Origin of the sequence: Streptomyces sp. NPDC012794 (assembly GCF_042901085.1) — a bacterium.
Taxonomy (GTDB): Bacteria; Actinomycetota; Actinomycetes; order Streptomycetales; family Streptomycetaceae; genus Streptomyces.
Genome location: NZ_JBIBCI010000006.1, coordinates 140825 through 156700 on the forward strand (window position 1 = coordinate 140825; position 15876 = coordinate 156700).

A 15876-nucleotide genomic window follows, 5' to 3' on the forward strand; every position below is an offset into this window, starting at 1 on the left:
GGCCGTGACGGCGGCCCACGGCCGCGGACGATGCGGCTGGCCGTCTGCGCGGTCTTCTTCGTCACCGGAGCCGCCTTCGCCACCTGGGCGGCCCGGGTACCGGCCGTCCAGAGCGGGCTGGACCTGTCCGCCGGGGAACTGGCCGTGGCCCTCGTCGGCCTCAGCGGCGGGGCCTTCGTCGGGCTCCCGCTGGTCGGCGGCCTGGTGGCCAGGTTCGGCAGCCGTAAGGTCCTGTGCGTCGGCATGGCCGCCTACCTGGGCGCCCTGGCGAGCCTGCCCCTCGTCCCCGGCCTCGCGGTACTGACCGCCGCCCTGGCCCTGTTCGCGTGCGGCAACACGGCCGTCGACGTCGCGATGAACACCCAGGGCGTCCTCGTCGAACGGGCCTACGGCCGCCCCGTCCTCGGCGGCTTCCACGCCATGTTCAGCCTCGGCGGCATCGCCGGCGCCATGGCGGGCGGCCTGGCGGCCTCCGCCGGTATCGGCATCCGGGCGCACTTCACGGTGACGGCCCTCGTCCTGCTGGTGGTGGCGGGGGCGGCGGCCACCGCCCTGGCCCCCGAACCAACGTCGGCCGACGGTCCTTCCCCGGCGGGCCCCCTGCTGGCCCTGCCCGGCCCGGGACTGTGGATCCCCGGCCTCGTCGCGTTCTGCGCGCTGATGGGGGAGGGGGTGGTCAACGACTGGGGGGCGGTGTACCTGAAGGAGGAAACCGGCGCCTCACCGGGCGCGGCGGGCCTGGGGTACGCCGTCTTCTCCGCGGGCATGGTCATCGGCCGCCTCACCGCCGACCGGCTGCGCGCCCGCCTCGGAACGGTCCGCTTCACGCTCGTCTGCGCCGTGGTGGCGGGAGCGGGGGCCCTCATCCCGATCATCAGCGCGACGACGACGGCCGGTTTCATCGGCTACACCCTGCTGGGCCTCGGCATGGCCGCGGTCATCCCCCTCGTCTTCGCCCACGCGGCCGGACTGCGGCCGGAGCGCGCCGGTTCCTCCATCGCCGCCGTCTCGGCGGTGGGTTACGTCGGCTTCCTCGCGGGACCTCCGGTCATCGGCGGCCTCGCGGAGGCGACGAGCCTGCGGTGGGCGATGCTGGTGCTGCCGGCGCTGATGACGGCGATGGCGGTCCTGGCCCCCCGCCTGCGCCGCCCCTGACACGGCCGGAGCCCCGCCGCCCCGGGCATCCGGGGGAGCAGGGCTCCGGGGGTGGTGCGGTGCGCGGATCAGGCCGGGGCGGACGCCGGCCGAGGGGCCGTCGCCTCCGTACCGGCGCCATCGGCGCGGCGGGCCGGCAGCCGCTGGGCGAGGACTCCGGAGACGACCCCGAACACGGCCCACAGCACGAGCTGGACGGACACAGCCCGCGGGAGGTCCGGCCAAGCGGATGAGTCACTGATCACAGGTGCGTACCGGCCCGGGCGGGCGCACGGGCGTCAGCGCGCGCCGGACACCGCGGAGTTGCCGGGACGGGAGCCGTGGCAGCGGTGCGGGTTCGCGCGGTGCGGAACTGCACCGGTACCTTGTTGCATATTCCTTGCAAGAACGAAGACCCTGCGAAAGAGGCTGGCGTGGGCGCTCCGGTGGTGCTGGGCATCGAGTCCTCCTGTGACGAGACGGGAGCCGGGATCGTCTCCGGCGGCCGGCTGCTCGCCCACGTGGTGGCGTCGAGCATGGACGAACACGCCCGGTTCGGCGGCGTCGTGCCCGAGATCGCGGCCAGGGCCCACCTGCAGGCCTTCACCCCCGTCGTCCAGGAGGCACTGGACCGTGCGGGACTGCGCCTGCGGGACCTCGACGCCGTCGCCGTGACCACCGGGCCCGGGCTCTCGGGCGCCCTCCAAGTCGGCCTCGCCGGAGCGAAGACCCTCGCCTACGCCGCCGGAGTGCCGCTGTACGGGGTGCACCACCTGGCCGGACACGTCGCCGCGGACACCCTGGAACACGGGCCGCTGCCAGATCCGTGCGTGGTCCTGATCGTCTCCGGCGGGCACACCTCCCTGCTCCTCGTACGGGACCTCGTACGCGATCCGATCCTGCACCTCGGCGACACCGTCGACGACGCGGCCGGCGAGTGCTTCGACAAGGTGGCGCGGGTCTTCGGGCTGCCCTACCCCGGCGGCCCCGCGATCGACCGGGCCGCCCGCGAGGGCGATCCCCGCGCGGTGGCCTTCCCCCGCCCGCTGACCGGGCCTCGCGACGCCCCGTACGCCTTCTCCTTCTCCGGCCTGAAGACCGCCGCCGCCCGGTGGGCCGAGCGGCACCGGCGCAGCGGCGAGGAACTCCCGCTGGCCGACGGCGCGGCCTCCCTCCAGGAAGCCGTCGCGGACGTGCTGACCCGCAAGGCGCTGGCCGCCTGCCGGGAGCACGGCGTACGGACGCTGGTCGTGGTGGGCGGTGTCGCCGCCAACTCGCGCGTACGGGCCCTCGCCGAGGAACGCTGCGCGGCCGCCGGCGTCGAGCTGAGGGTGCCCGCGCTGACCCTGTGCACCGACAACGGGGCGATGATCGCGGCCGTCGGCGACCTGCTGGTCCGCGCCGGCGCCGAACCGGCCCGGCTGGACGTCTCCGTCGACCCCTCCGCACCCCTGGAGCACGCCGCCCTGCACCCCGTCGCCCGCCCGCCGCTGCGGGTCGCGTGAACGGGGCGCGGCCGAACGGGTGCGCGGCCGGCGCACCGGCGGTGGCCACGGCCAACGGCGGCCGCGGACACGGCACTGCACGGACCGTCAGCTCGGCGGTCCGCACAGCCTGCGGGATGGTCAGCCGTCAGCAGCCGCCGCCGTGCCCTCCGCCCCAGTCGTCATCGTGGTCGTACCCGCCGTGGCCGTGGCCGTAGCCGTGGTCGTCGTCCCATCCGCCACCACCGGTGACGTAGGAGACCGAGTGGGTGGGCGCCGCCGCGGAGGCCGTGCCCGCCGCGCCGAGGGCGGCGCCGCCGGCCATCAGGACTCCGATCGCGGACGCCGCGAAGAGCCGCTTCACTCTCAGTGCCTGCATGGTTCAAAACCCTTCTCGAACTGCGCCGCGCACGCGGCGCGAAACGGTTTTCGGCCTCCTTCCGGCTCCAAGTCGTGGAACTCCGGCCAGTACCCGATAGACGTGTGGAGGTGCATCCGCCGTCAACGCGGCTCTTCGGGCCGCGGACCACGGGGCTGGATGGCACGTTCTCAAGGCCGTACGCATCACCGCAGGTGAAAGGTCTGTTCCCAACGGTGGCGGCCCTCTTCTGCCCATGCTAGTCACCTCCCCGCGGGCCGTCATCTCGGGAACCGGGCGGGGGGCGGGGCCGGAGGACGCGGGGCCGGCCGCGGACGCACTGCTCCCCTCGGGTGCGCGACCGGTGGCCCCCCAACTTCCGCCGTACGAGGGGCCGTCGGGCGACGCCGGGACGCCCGCCGTGGCCGCGCGTACGCCCCGGCGCCGCGCCCGCCCTACGCGGCCGCGCGCAGGCGGGCGGCGGCCGCCTCGGCCTCCCGCACGACGCGCTCCGTGTCGATGCCGACCAGCCGGCCGCCGAGCTTCAGCGCCCGCCCGTCCACGAACACGGCGTCGACGTTCTCGGGCCGCCCGTTGAAGACGATCTGCCCGACCCAGTCGAAGCGCGGTGCGAAGTTCAGTGCCGCCGGGTCGATGACCACGAGGTCGGCCCGCTTGCCGGGGGTCAGGGACCCCACCCGGCCGGAGAGGCCGAGGACTTCGGCGCCCCCCAGCGTGGCCATCCGCAGGACCTCGTGCACCTGCGGGAAGACCGAGGCCCGGGTGGTGCGAACGCGCTGCAGGCCGACGGCCGTCTTCATCAGCGCGTGGAAGTCCGAGGTGTCGTTGGTTCCGCCGTCCAGGCCCAGCCCGACCTTGACGCCCCGTTGTCCCAGGTCGGACAGCCGCATGATGCCGGAGGCCAGCCGCATGTTGCTGAGCGGGCAGTGGGCGACCCGGACGTCGTGCTCGGCGACGGCGGCGATCTCCGCGTCCGTCAGGTGGACCGCGTGGTTGATCAGGAGCCGCGGACCCAGCGCGCCGATGCCGGCGAGCACCCCGATCGGGTCGTCGGCCCGCTGCTCGGGGCGTTCCAGGACATGGGAGTTGAGCATGACGCCCAGGTCCTGGGCGGCCTCCCAGTGGGCGCGGTTGTGGGACTCGACGGCCCGCGCCGCGTGGGTGGCGACCTGGAAGGAACCGAGGGGCGCCGGGTCGACGAGTTCCCGTTTCACCTTCGTGACCAGCGCCGCGTCGGGCGCCGGCGGGAACATGGCGTACGTGAACCGCAGGCCGGTGCCGGCCAGGGCCCGTACGTAGCTCTCGATGAGGTCGTACGAGAAGATGTCCACCCAGTCCACCAGTGTCGTCACGCCCGACTGGACGGCGTCGAGGGCGGCCAGCCGCACGATGCTGTGGACGTCCGCGGGCGTCAGACGGCCGCGCTGGGGGTCGGTACACCCCCGGAACCAGCCGAACAGGTCCCGGTCGGTGCAGCCGCCCCGGATCGCCGCCTGCCACAGGTGGTTGTGGGTGTCGACGAAGCCGGGCATGACCAGCTTGCCCGAGGCCTCCACCACCCGGGCGCCGGGCGGCGTGCGCAGTGCCGTGCCGATGGCGGCGACGGCGCCGTCGAGCACCAGGACGTCGGCGTTCTCGACGGCGCCGAGGGGGCCGCTGCCGAGGGCGGGGTCCATGGTGAGCACGAGGGACGCCCCGCGGAGCAGGACCGTCCGGCCGCCCGGGACGGCCGGACGGGAGGGCAGGTCGTGGCGGGCGGGGCCCGGGGTGGAGCCGAGGACGAGCGGGGTGGCGGCGGCCAGGCCGAGACCGGCGAGGACATCACGGCGGCTGGGGGGTGGGGGCGTGGGGGCTGACTGCATGGCGTGTTACCTCCCGAGAGCTCAGAACGGAAGGCCGCCCGGGCGGTACGCCGGGACGGGGCGTCGTACCGGGGCGGGAGAACACACGCAGCATTCCCAGCGAACGGCCATCCGATAGACGCCCGGTGGAAAACTTTTTCCGCTCCGAGCGGTGCCTCGCTCGGAGCCGAGGCGCAGACCGGTGACCCGGCCCCCACCCTTGAGGTATGCCACGGCCTCCGCGCGGTCCGCCGGCACCACCCGGCGCGCCGGTCGAGGGGCCCGCCCCCGGCAGCCGGGGGGCGCGGGCCCGGACCGGCCGGACCCCACGGCACCTTCCCCAGCCGCGCCTCTGAGCCGGCGGCGCCCCCGGTCACTAGCCTGACCCCATGACTTCCCCCGCCCACCCCGCCCCCGGCCGGTACACCGTCGTCCTGCGCCCCGGCCCGCCCGGCGCCCAGGACACCGAGGGCCACGACGCGGTCCTGCGCACCGCCCGGGTCGAAGCCACCGGCGCCATCGGCGTCTCCGGATACCCGCGCTACGCGGGGGAGGGGGTGCAGGCCGAGATCGACCCCGCGAGCCGGGCCGTGGAGGCCGTCACCGTCGACGGCGAGGAGCTCCCCTACGGCTGGATCGCCCAACTGGCCGACGACCCCGGCCCTCCGCGCAGCTGACCCACGGCCGGCCTGGAACCCCGGAAGGGCCTGCTCGTGGCGGGTGCGCGATGGCTTGACCGATGGACCCGCCGCCACGTAGCTTCTGGCGGACCGGCTCGTGAGTTGACGGAAGGAGGCGACGTCGGATGTCCACCATCTCCGCACTGCTTCGCCTCGCTCACCAGGTCGCCTGGGCCCCGGGCCGCGTCGCACACGGCTGCTGAACAGCCCCCTCTCCGGCGTGCCCGATTGCGGCCCCGGCTCCTTTTTCGATTCTCTGTCACCGCCTGAGGCACGCCGTCGCGTGCCGACGTGCGCTCTCCGGGCTTCCTCCGGCCGCGCCACCGAACAGAAGGCTCCTGAAATGGCGACTAGGACGATCACATCCACCGCGCACCGGAACGAGGACGTGCCGTGGTAGCGGCGCGGATCACGGTCAACGGGAAAGACACACCCATCGAGCCCGCTCCGCCCCACACCTCGGTGCTGGACTTCCTGCGCGAGCGCGGCCTCACCGGCACCAAGGAGGGCTGCGCCGAAGGCGAATGCGGTGCCTGCTCCGTCCTGGTGGCCCGACCCGGACTGGACAAGCCCACCGACTGGGTGGCGGTCAACGCCTGCCTCGTCCCGGTCGCGGCGCTCGACGGGCAGGAGGTCGTCACCTCCGAAGGCCTCGCCACCCCGGGCGCGCCCGGCACGCCGCCCACCCTGCACCCGGTGCAGGAGGAGATGGCGGTCCGCGGCGGTTCCCAATGCGGTTACTGCACCCCGGGGTTCGTCTGCAGCATGGCCGCCGAATACTACCGGCCCGACCGCTGCGCGCACGCGGAACCCGCCGACGGCGGCGACCCCGAGCATGACCCCGAGCACGGCCCGAACGGCTTCGACCTGCACTCGCTGAGCGGAAACCTGTGCCGCTGCACCGGATACCGCCCGATCCGCGATGCCGCGTACGCCGTCGGTACGCCCACCGAGGACGACCCCCTGGCACGGCGCCGTGAGCATTCCCCGCCCGGACCCGCCGCCACCTCGTACACCCGCGACGGCAGCGCGTTCCTGCGGCCGGGCACCCTCGCCGAGGCGCTGCGGCTGCTGCGCGAGCGGCCCGACGCGGTGGTCGTCGCGGGAAGCACCGACTGGGGCGTGGAAGTGAACCTCCGGGCCCGCCGGGCGCCTTGCGTGGTCGCCGTGGACCGGCTCCCCGAACTGAGGGGACTGGACGTCACGTCCGACTCCGTCGTCATCGGCGCGGCGCAGACGCTCACCGAGATCGAACGCCGCCTCGGCGGCACCGTCCCGCTGCTCGCGGACCTTTTCCCGCAGTTCGCGTCCCGCCTCATCCGCAACAGCGCCACCCTCGGCGGCAACCTGGGCACCGGCTCGCCCATCGGCGACAGCCCGCCGGTGCTGCTCGCGCTGGAGGCGTCGGTGGTGCTAGCCGACGCCGACGGGGACCGCGAGGTCCCCCTCCGCGACTACTTCACCGGCTACCGGCAGAGCGTACGCCGTCCCGGCGAACTGATCCGCGCGGTGCGCGTCCCGCTGCCGCTCTCCCCGGTCACCGCCTTCCACAAGATCGCCAAGCGGCGCTTCGACGACATCTCCAGCGTGGCGGTCGCCTTCGCGCTCGACATCGAGGACGGGATCGTCCGCAAAGCGCGCATCGGCCTGGGCGGCGTGGCCGCCACCCCGATCCGCGCCCTCGCCGCCGAGGCGGCGCTGGAGGGCAAACCGTGGACGGCCGGGACCGTCGAGGCCGCGGCCGGGGTGCTGCGGGCCCAGGGCACTCCCATGGACGATCACCGGGCGAGCGCCGGATACCGCTCCGCGATGCTCGGCCAGAGCCTGCTGAAGCTGTACGCACAGACCCCCGAGGCGGTGTCGTCATGAGTCACCTGTCCGAACGCCCCGAACGTCCCGCCGTCGGCGTCCCCGTGGCGCACGAGAGCGCCGCCCTGCACGTCACCGGCGCCGCGCTCTACACCGACGACCTGGTCCACCGCACCAAGGACGTCCTGCACGCCCACCCGGTCCAGGTCATGAAGGCCCGCGGCCGGATCACCGCGCTGCGCACCGCGCCCGCGCTCGCCGTGCCCGGCGTGGTCCGGGTACTGACCGGCGCCGACGTGCCCGGCGTCAACGACGCCGGAATGAAGCACGACGAACCGGTCTTCCCCGCCGAGGTCATGTTCCACGGCCACGCCGTCGCCTGGGTGCTCGGCGAGACCCTGGAGGCGGCCCGGCTCGGTGCCGCCGCCGTGGAGGTGGAACTCGACGAACAGCCCGCCCTGGTCACCCTGGACGAGGCGATCGAGGCCGGCAGCTTCCACGGCGCCCGCCCCGAGATGCGGACCGGCGACATCGACGCGGGCTTCGCGGACTCCGCACACGTGTTCACCGGCGAGCTCCGGTTCTCTGAGCAGGAACACTTCTACCTCGAGACGCACGCCGCCCTCGCCCACGTCGACGAATCCGGGCAGGTGTTCGTCCAGAGCAGCACCCAGCACCCCTCGGAGACGCAGGAGATCGTCGCGCACGTACTCGGCCTGCACAGCCACGAAGTGACCGTGCAGTGCCTGCGGATGGGCGGCGGCTTCGGCGGCAAGGAGATGCAGCCGCACGGATTCGCGGCCGTCGCCGCCCTCGGCGCCCTGCTCACCGGCCGCCCGGTGCGGCTGCGGCTCAACCGCACCCAGGACCTGACCATGTCCGGCAAGCGGCACGGGTTCCACGCCGCGTGGAAGATCGGCTTCGACGCCGAGGGCCGCATCCAGGCCCTGGACGCCGCACTGACGGCGGACGGCGGCTGGAGCCTGGACCTCTCCGAGCCGGTGGTGGCCCGCGCGCTGTGCCACATCGACAACACCTACTGGATTCCCAACGCCCGCGTCACCGGCCGCATCGCCAAGACGAACAAGGTCTCCAACACCGCCTTCCGGGGCTTCGGCGGACCGCAGGGGATGCTGGTGATCGAGGACATCATGGGCCGGTGCGCGCCGCTGCTCGGCCTCGATCCGACCGAGCTGCGGGAGCGGAACTTCTACCGGGAGGGCCAGTTCACCCCGTACGGGCAGGAGGTCGTCCAGCCCGAACGGATCTCCGCCGTCTGGCAGCAGGTCAAGGAGAACGGCCGGTTCGCCGACCGCCAGAGGGAGATCGCGGCCTTCAACGCCGCGCACCCGCACACCAAGCGGGCCCTCGCGCTCACCGGCGTCAAGTTCGGCATCTCGTTCAACCTCACCGCCTTCAACCAGGGCGGCGCGCTCGTGCTGATCTACAAGGACGGCTCCGTCCTGATCAACCACGGCGGCACCGAGATGGGCCAGGGCCTGCACACCAAGATGATCCAGGTGGCCGCCACCGCCCTGGGCATCCCGCCGCACAAGGTACGGCTGGCCCCGACGCGGACCGACAAGGTGCCCAACACCTCCGCCACCGCGGCCAGCGCCGGCGCCGACCTCAACGGCGCCGCGGTGAAGAACGCCTGCGAGCAGCTGCGCGAGCGGCTGCTGCGGGTGGCCGCCACCCGGCTCGGCGCGAACGCCTCGGACGTGCGCATCGTCGACGGCGTCGCACGCGTCCTCGGCAGTGACGGGGAACTGCCCTGGGACGACCTGGTGCGCACCGCCTACTTCCAGCGCGTCCAGCTGTCGGCGGCCGGTTTCTACCGTACGGAGGGCCTGCACTGGGACCTGAAGTCCTTCAGGGGATCGCCGTTCAAGTACTTCTCCCACGGCGCCGCCGCGGCCGAGGTGGAGGTGGACGGCTTCACCGGCGCGTACCGCATCCGGCGGGTGGACATCGTGCACGACGTCGGCGACAGCCTGTCCCCGCTGATCGACATCGGTCAGGTCGAGGGCGGTTTCGTGCAGGGCGCGGGCTGGCTGACGCTGGAGGACATGCGCTGGGACACCGGTGACGGGCCGGGCCGCGGCCGGCTGCTGACCCAGGCCGCGAGCACCTACAAGCTGCCGAGCTTCTCGGAGATGCCCGAGGAGTTCAACGTCACGCTGCTGCGGAACGCCACCGAGACGGGCGCCGTCTACGGGTCCAAGGCGGTGGGTGAGCCCCCGCTGATGCTGGCCTTCTCGGTGCGGGAGGCGCTGCGGCAGGCCGTCGCGGCCTTCGGGGCCGCCGGTGCCAGTGTGGAACTCGCCTCCCCGGCGACACCGGAGGCGGTGTACTGGGCGATCGAGGCCGTTCGCGGCGTCGGCGCGCCCGGCGGCAGCGGCGTCCCCGCCGACACGAGCGTATTGAGCAATGTCTGACATGACCTGGGTGGCCGCGGTCGCGCGGTTGCGGGCCCGCCGGGAACCCGGAGCGCTCGTGACCGTCGCGGCCGTGCGCGGCCACGCGCCCCGCCGGGCCGGTGCCAAACTCGTGGTGGGACGGACCGAGACCTGGGGTTCGATCGGCGGCGGCAACATCGAGGCCGTCGCGATCGACCGGGCCCGGGAGGTGATCGGCACGCCGGACCCGGAACCGGAGCTGATGGACTTCGCCCTCAACGACAAGGTCACCGGCCGCCACGGCGTCCAGTGCTGCGGCGGGGCCGTCAGCGTACTGCTGGAACCGCTGCCGGTGGTCCCGGCGGTGGCCGTCTTCGGCGTCGGGCACGTCGGGATGGAGCTGGCCCGCATCCTGGCCCGCCACGACCTCGATCTGCACCTGATCGACAGCCGCCCCGGCCAGCTCTCCGACGACCGGCTCGCCGTACTCGCGGACGCGGTGGCGCGGATCCACGTCCACCACACCCCGCTGCTGCCGGAGGAGGTGCTGGCGGAGCTGGCGCCCGGCACCCACGTCCTGATCATGACGCATGACCACGCCGAGGACGCCGCCCTGTGCGACGCCGCGCTGCGCACCGCCGGCCTCGGCTCGATCGGGCTGATCGGCTCCGCCGCCAAGTGGGCGCGGTTCCGGCAGCGTCTGGCCACCGAGGGGGGCCACGACGAGGCCACCATCGACCGGATCAGGACCCCGATCGGAATGCCCTGCATCACCGGCAAGGAGCCCGCCGTGATCGCGGTGGGCGTGGCGGCGGACCTGCTCCGGACCTTCGAAGGGGGCGGCGCGGCGTAGTACGGGGTCCCGCGCGCTCACCGCGGCGCGAAGTGCCTCCGGAGCCAGGTGACCAGGGCCGCGAACGCGGGGGACATGGCGGCGTCCGACTGTTCGAGGACCGTCGAGCGGCCGTCGTCCTCCACGGTGACGCGGTGGCCCATCGCGTCCCTGGCGCGGCCCGCGTCCTCGGGAGGGGGTGTCGCGGCGGCCGCCGCCACCAGCCGGCGCAGCTCGGCCTCGTCGTCCGGGGGCAGCGTGTCCGCGTCCAGCACCTGGGGCGGGCGGCGGAGGCCGGCCCCCGCCGCCAGCCCCCCGTACGACACCAGGCTGACCCTCATCTCACGCGGCCTCCCGGGTCGTTCCCCGCGCTCACCGGGAGCCCTTCAGCGCGGCCACGTCCCGGGCCAGGCTGGTGACCCGGTCGCTCAGTGCTCCGATCTGCCGGGTCAGGGCCGCCAGGTCGGCCTCCCGGCCCGTGCCGCCGTGCCCGTTCCCCGAGAAGACCCGTGCCCGGGCGAGGCCGGCCGGGACTCCCGTGATCTGGATCTCGACCTCCTGCCAGCCCGCCAGTACGGCCGTCTGCTCGGGGCTGCCGATCCCGAACAGCTGCCCGGCCTTCTGGAAGGTGGTGTCCGCGAAGTCCTGGAACGTGTCCCGGGGGCTGGACGCCTTGAGCGCCTCGTACCAGATCCGCCCGGAGGCTTCCCAGGCGAACCCGCCGATGCCCACGGCCGTCGCGAAGAACGCCTTGTTCGGGATGCCGGAGTTGAAGTGCACCCCGCCGTTGTCCGTTCGCGGAGTGTCGGGCAGGTGGACGAACTTGCTCATGCGGTCGGGCTGCGGGTCCTTCCCGACCAGCGGGTTGTTGTACGCCGTCCCCGGCGCCTTCATCGACCGCAGGGCGTCGCCCTTGATCCCCGGGGTCCATATGTCGGCCCCGATCAGCCAGTCGGCCTCCCCGGCCGTCTGCTTGAGCGACCACTGCTTGACGAGCGCGCCGAAGACGTCCGACATCGACTCGTTCAGGGCGCCGGACTGATTGTGGTACTCGAAATTCGACGTGTGCTCGGTGACTCCGTGCGACAACTCGTGCCCGATCACATCGAGGGAGCCGGTGAGGATGCCGAACTCGATCCCGTCCCCGTCGCCGAAGAGCATCTCCTGGCCGTCCCAGAACGCGTTGTTGATCTTTTCGCCGTAGTGGATGAACCCGTTCAGCCGCATCCCCCGGTCGTCGATCGAATTGCGCTGGAACACCTCCTGGTAGAAATCGCGGGTCAGGCCGAGCCCCTCGAACGCCTGGTTGACGGCCTCGTCCGGGGATTCCGGCCCGTCCTCCGACCTGGCCAGCACCGCATCGGGGAGGAATTCGCTCCGCTCGCAGTCGAAGACGGTGCGCCGGGCGTTTCCGGGGGAGGCGGCCGAGGGGCCGGTGAAGGCCGACCGGACGGCTCGTTCCCCCCGCAGCCGGGCGGTGGTCAGCAGGGTGTCCAGGGCGGCCCGGCGCACCTCGCTGTCCTCGCTCTCCATGAGCTTTTCGAGGATGTACGGCGGGATGATGCAGTTGACCGGGCGGGTCCTGCTCATGGCCCACCTCCTGGGTGAGAGGACCTACTGTTGAGGGTTCACCGATCCGGGCACGCGATGACCGCCGGGCACGGGATGCCGGAACCCGCGTTGTCGCCACCCGCCTCACCGCCCGGTCGGCCGACGGCTGAAGAGCGGGGCGGATGACGTGGCACGGCAGGCCGCGGGGACGCACCCACGGGTGCGGATGCGGCGGCGCGGACGAGCGTTGGCGCCGGCCGGGCGTGGTCCCGAGGCACGGCACGCCGCACCCCCAGTCTCCCGCCGTCCGCGGCCCCCGGCAAACGCAACCCGCGGGTGCCGGAACGCCCTTCGGCGGGCCCTGCCGCTCGAAGGGCGTTCCGGGTGCGGGGACGGGGTCGGGGCGCGCGGGCCGGACGTCGGAATCCGTCCGGCCGGGCGCACCCGTCATCGTGAGGCGCGGCTGAACAGGCGGAAGACCACCAGGAGGATGAGGGAGCCGACGATGGCGGCGATCCAGGTGGAAAGCTCGAAGAATCCGTCGACGGAGTCGACGCCGAAAATCACCTTGCCGAGCCACCCGCCGAGCAGTGCGCCCGCGATGCCGATCAGAAGGGTGACGATGATTCCTCCGGGGTCCTTCCCGGGCATCAGCATTTTGGCGATGATGCCCGCCAGGAGTCCGATGAGGATCCAAGCGATGATTCCCATGGTGCCTTCTTTGCCTCGTCGCGGGGAATAGCGGTCAATTCCGCTTTTACGCCGACAAAGCGATTCTCAAACCTCGTCCCGCCGGGGCACCGCCGTGCGGCGGAGCGCCCGGGGGTCCGGAGCGCCCGCCGGGCCGTGACCCCCTCGGGGCGGAGGCCGGGCCATGATCATCCCAAGTGGTCCCGGAGGTAGGGTGGTTCTCGTACATCAGTTCTCGACTGCGCGCGCCGCACGTCAGCCCAAGGGGGACCCCGCATGAACCAGACCACTCGTCACGCCGCCGTCGTCGCGGCCGCCGTCGCCGCCCTCGCGGGTGCGGCCACGGCCGGTGCGGCCGGCCCGGCGGGCTCGGACGGCAAGGACGGCATCAGCGTCGTCGCCCACACGGGGATGCTCTCCGCTCCCGTCGACGCCCCCGCCGAGGGCGACCTGGCCGTGGTCCAGCACGTCGCCCTCTGAACCCCGCCGCGTGAGCGAACACCGCGCCGCCCCGTCGGCCGGGCCGCCGCCCGTGGTGGAGAGGCTGGTCGAGCTCTCCACCCGGCTGCAGCGGATGTGGGACGCGGGGCCGACGGTGACGTTCCCGGGCTGGGGGCACCCGTTCCGCGCCCTCGGGGAGCTGCTGCCCGAGCAGGACGTGATCCACGCGGACCGGCACCCGCAGATGGTGCCGCTGCTGTGGTACCCCGCCCTGCGTTCGCGGGGGCCCGGGGGCCGGGTGGTCGTCGAGGTCTTCGACCACCTGCCGCGGGAGGAGGACGCGGCCCCGCTGATGCTGCGCCGCCAGGACCTCGCCGGGCTGTACAGCTGGGCGGTGCTCACCGGCTCCGTCGCGCAGTGGATCCGCGACGTCACCGGCGGCACGCCCCTGCTGGAAGCGGGGGCGGGATCCGGCTACTGGGCACGGCAGTTGTCCCGGGCCGGCCTGGACGTCCTGGCCACGGACCTGAACGAAGTCGAGGCCAACGCCTTCACCCACGGCTTCCGTTACGCCGACATCGAGACGGCGACGGCGGTAGACGCGGTACTACGCCACCCCGGCCGCACCCTGATGCTCGTATGGCCGCCGCCCGCGGACGCGATGGCCGCGGAGGCGTTGCGCGCCTATGGCGGGGACACGTTCCTGTACGTGGGGGAGGGGCCGGGCGGGATGTGCGCCGACGCGGACTTCTTCGCCGAGCTGCGCCGCCACTGGACCGCCGGGGCCACCTGCCCCCTGACCGTGCGCTGGCTCGGCCACGGCGACGGCGTCACCCTCTACCGTCGCCGCTGACCGCTCCGTCGCTGCCCGCCCGGCCGCCGCCCCGCATGGAAAACCGCCGACCGGGCAGGCGACCGGTGAAGAACGGCCGGGCGCGCCCGGGGCGCGCCCGCGGACGAGAGCATGCGAGGCGGTGCGTACGCATGGACACCCAGCCGGCCGTAGCGCGCGGCGAGACCCTCATGGAGCCGGAGGAGCTCCTGGAGATCGCCTACGACGTGGGCCGCGACTACCACCGCTGGCGGCCGAGGCTGTCGGAAGCGGACGGCGAGGGCAACTGGCTGCCGCTGTTCCGGACCGGCCTCTTCGGGGTCTGGGCCCTCGGCTGGGAGTGTCTGCCGCCGGGGGCCGCCTACCTCGACCACGAGCGCCTGCGCGGAGCGGTGTACGTGGCGCGGGGCGCCCTGACGCACGAGCGGGCCCGGCTCGGCGACGCCCCCCGTACCGAAGAGGTGGGCGCGGGCCTGGGCTTCTGCTTCGACGAGACCTTCTACCACCGCATGCACCCCGTCCGGGAAGCCGGACCGACCGTCACCGTCCACGTCTTCGCGCCCGCCGGCCCGGAGGAGACCCCCGGCGGCGAGGAGGGGCCGTGGCCCCCTCTGTGGCTCGGCCTGCCCTGACGGCATCCGCCGGTCGGCGCCGGGGTAGACGCAGCGCATGGCCGTGACCGTCGGCACCTCCGGGTGGCAGTACCGGGACTGGTCGGGTGTGTTCTATCCCCCTGACCGGCCGCAACGGCTGTGGCTGGAGGAGTACGCGAGGCACTTCCGGACGGTGGAGAACAACAACGCCTTCTACCGCCTGCCCTCTCCGGACACCTTCGCCCAGTGGCGCGACCGCACTCCGCCCGGATTCCTGATGGCCGTGAAGGCCAGCCGGTTCCTCACCCACATCAAGCGGCTGCGCGACCCGGCCGAGCCCGTCCACCGGCTGATGGACCACGCCGCCTCCCTCGGGGACCGGCTCGGCCCCGTCCTGCTCCAGCTGCCGCCGACGCTGCGCGGGGACCCGGAGCTGCTCGACCTCTGCCTCGCCTGCTTCCCGGGCGGCGTCCGGGTCGCCGTCGAGCCCAGGCACGAATCCTGGTGGACGCCGGCCGTGCGGTCGGTGCTCGCCGCGCGCGGCGCCGCCCTCTGCTGGGCGGACCGGGGATCCCGGCCGGTGACACCGCTGTGGCGCACGGCCGACTGGGGTTACGTCCGCTTCCACGCGGGCCGCGCCCGACCCTGGCCCCGCTACGGCAGGGCCGCCCTGCGTGGCTGGGCGGCGCGGGTGGCCGACACCTGGCCCCCCGAGGCGGACGTCTTCGCGTACTTCAACAACGACCCCGGCGGGGCCGCCGTGACCGACGCCCGGGCCTTCGCGCGCCTGACCGGCGGCCCGGAACCGGCCGGCGCCGCTCCGGGAGCGGGCCGCGCGGCGTCCGCGCGGCCCGGCGGGCGTTCCTGAGGCGCCGGGCCGGGAACCGGCTGCCGGCCGGCCGCTCCTCAGCCGGCCGGCGCCGTGGCACCCGACTGCGGGAGCGTCGCCGCGTCGCCGGCGCGTACGGCCAGCAGTACGGCGTCGTGCAGGGCACGGCTCGCCCCCTCGCTCGGACAGGGCGCCGGGCTCCCCGCCAGCGTGAGCCACTCCGTGGCGCCGCTGTGCTGGACGGCGACGTGGGCCAGCCCGTCGGCCTGGGTCCAGGTCGTGTGCACGTCGAGCTCGCCGGTCAGGAGAACCGATTCAGCGGTTCTCACCCCGCCCCGCCCGGCGAAGACGCCGCGCGTGGTCCACGATGCCCAGCTCATCC

17 protein-coding genes are annotated in these 15876 nt (G+C 73.8%); 10 read left to right on the forward strand and 7 right to left on the reverse strand.

Annotated elements, in window-relative coordinates:
• Positions 1–30: 30 nt before the first annotated feature.
• A complete protein-coding gene (locus ACFY7H_RS13980) occupies positions 31–1155 on the forward strand; it encodes an MFS transporter (protein WP_388937719.1) in 1125 nt (374 codons plus the stop codon).
• Positions 1156–1223: 68 nt separating this feature from the next.
• On the opposite strand, the gene ACFY7H_RS13985 is transcribed toward ACFY7H_RS13980, so the two are convergent.
• Positions 1224–1358: a hypothetical protein gene (locus ACFY7H_RS13985; RefSeq protein ID WP_388937721.1), complete on the reverse strand. Its 135-nt coding sequence runs from the start codon at positions 1356–1358 to the stop codon at positions 1224–1226.
• A gap of 222 nt (positions 1359–1580) precedes the next feature.
• On the opposite strand from ACFY7H_RS13985, the gene tsaD reads away from it, so the two are divergent.
• Positions 1581–2639 carry a tRNA (adenosine(37)-N6)-threonylcarbamoyltransferase complex transferase subunit TsaD gene (gene tsaD / locus ACFY7H_RS13990; protein WP_388938126.1) on the forward strand — a complete coding sequence of 353 codons (1059 nt, stop codon included), beginning with the start codon at positions 1581–1583 and terminating at the stop codon, positions 2637–2639.
• Between the two features lie 127 nt (positions 2640–2766).
• Here tsaD and ACFY7H_RS13995 read toward each other — a convergent pair whose 3' ends face one another.
• The gene (locus tag ACFY7H_RS13995; RefSeq protein ID WP_388937723.1) at positions 2767–2997 is read right to left on the reverse strand and encodes a hypothetical protein; all 231 of its coding nucleotides are present in this window, start codon (positions 2995–2997) and stop codon (positions 2767–2769) included.
• 434 nt (positions 2998–3431) lie between these two features.
• Complete coding sequence (locus tag ACFY7H_RS14000; RefSeq protein WP_388937725.1) at positions 3432–4859, reverse strand: amidohydrolase family protein; 1428 nt, start codon at positions 4857–4859, stop codon at positions 3432–3434.
• A 368-nt stretch (positions 4860–5227) separates the two neighbouring features.
• On the opposite strand from ACFY7H_RS14000, the gene ACFY7H_RS14005 reads away from it, so the two are divergent.
• From ACFY7H_RS14005 to xdhC, 4 genes are all read left to right on the forward strand, one after another.
• A complete protein-coding gene (locus ACFY7H_RS14005; RefSeq protein WP_388937726.1) occupies positions 5228–5515 on the forward strand; it encodes a hypothetical protein in 288 nt (95 codons plus the stop codon).
• Between the two features lie 396 nt (positions 5516–5911).
• Entirely contained in the window at positions 5912–7387 is a 1476-nt protein-coding gene (locus tag ACFY7H_RS14010; protein ID WP_388937727.1) for a xanthine dehydrogenase small subunit, read from the forward strand.
• A complete protein-coding gene (gene xdhB, locus ACFY7H_RS14015) occupies positions 7384–9765 on the forward strand; it encodes a xanthine dehydrogenase molybdopterin binding subunit (RefSeq protein ID WP_388937729.1) in 2382 nt (793 codons plus the stop codon). Before ACFY7H_RS14010 ends, xdhB begins: the two co-directional genes overlap by 4 nt.
• A 1-nt stretch (position 9766) precedes the next feature.
• On the forward strand, positions 9767–10579 hold the full coding sequence (gene xdhC / locus ACFY7H_RS14020) for a xanthine dehydrogenase accessory protein XdhC (protein WP_388938127.1): 813 nt from the start codon (positions 9767–9769) through the stop codon (positions 10577–10579).
• 17 nt (positions 10580–10596) lie between these two features.
• Here the strand turns inward: xdhC and ACFY7H_RS14025 are convergent, their stop codons facing one another.
• The 3 genes from ACFY7H_RS14025 to ACFY7H_RS14035 all read right to left on the reverse strand — a co-directional run bounded on the left by ACFY7H_RS14025 (position 10597) and on the right by ACFY7H_RS14035 (position 12820).
• A complete protein-coding gene (locus ACFY7H_RS14025) occupies positions 10597–10899 on the reverse strand; it encodes a protealysin inhibitor emfourin (RefSeq protein WP_388937730.1) in 303 nt (100 codons plus the stop codon).
• Between the two features lie 31 nt (positions 10900–10930).
• Positions 10931–12148 (reverse strand): M4 family metallopeptidase, encoded by a 1218-nt coding sequence (locus ACFY7H_RS14030; RefSeq protein WP_388937732.1) that lies wholly within the window; start codon positions 12146–12148, stop codon positions 10931–10933.
• A 408-nt stretch (positions 12149–12556) separates the two neighbouring features.
• A complete protein-coding gene (locus ACFY7H_RS14035; protein WP_388937733.1) occupies positions 12557–12820 on the reverse strand; it encodes a GlsB/YeaQ/YmgE family stress response membrane protein in 264 nt (87 codons plus the stop codon).
• Between the two features lie 255 nt (positions 12821–13075).
• Here ACFY7H_RS14035 and ACFY7H_RS14040 point away from each other — a divergent pair, with 255 nt between their 5' ends.
• From ACFY7H_RS14040 to ACFY7H_RS14055, 4 genes are all read left to right on the forward strand, one after another.
• The gene (locus tag ACFY7H_RS14040) at positions 13076–13279 is read left to right on the forward strand and encodes a hypothetical protein (RefSeq protein ID WP_388937734.1); all 204 of its coding nucleotides are present in this window, start codon (positions 13076–13078) and stop codon (positions 13277–13279) included.
• Positions 13280–13289: 10 nt separating this feature from the next.
• Complete coding sequence (locus ACFY7H_RS14045) at positions 13290–14093, forward strand: hypothetical protein (RefSeq protein ID WP_388937735.1); 804 nt, start codon at positions 13290–13292, stop codon at positions 14091–14093.
• Between the two features lie 131 nt (positions 14094–14224).
• Positions 14225–14704 (forward strand): hypothetical protein, encoded by a 480-nt coding sequence (locus ACFY7H_RS14050; RefSeq protein WP_388937736.1) that lies wholly within the window; start codon positions 14225–14227, stop codon positions 14702–14704.
• A gap of 37 nt (positions 14705–14741) precedes the next feature.
• Entirely contained in the window at positions 14742–15533 is a 792-nt protein-coding gene (locus ACFY7H_RS14055; RefSeq protein WP_388937738.1) for a DUF72 domain-containing protein, read from the forward strand.
• Between the two features lie 38 nt (positions 15534–15571).
• On the opposite strand, the gene ACFY7H_RS14060 is transcribed toward ACFY7H_RS14055, so the two are convergent.
• Positions 15572–15874, reverse strand: a complete 303-nt coding sequence (locus tag ACFY7H_RS14060) for a hypothetical protein (protein WP_388937739.1) — start codon at positions 15872–15874, stop codon at positions 15572–15574.
• Positions 15875–15876: the final 2 nt, after the last annotated feature.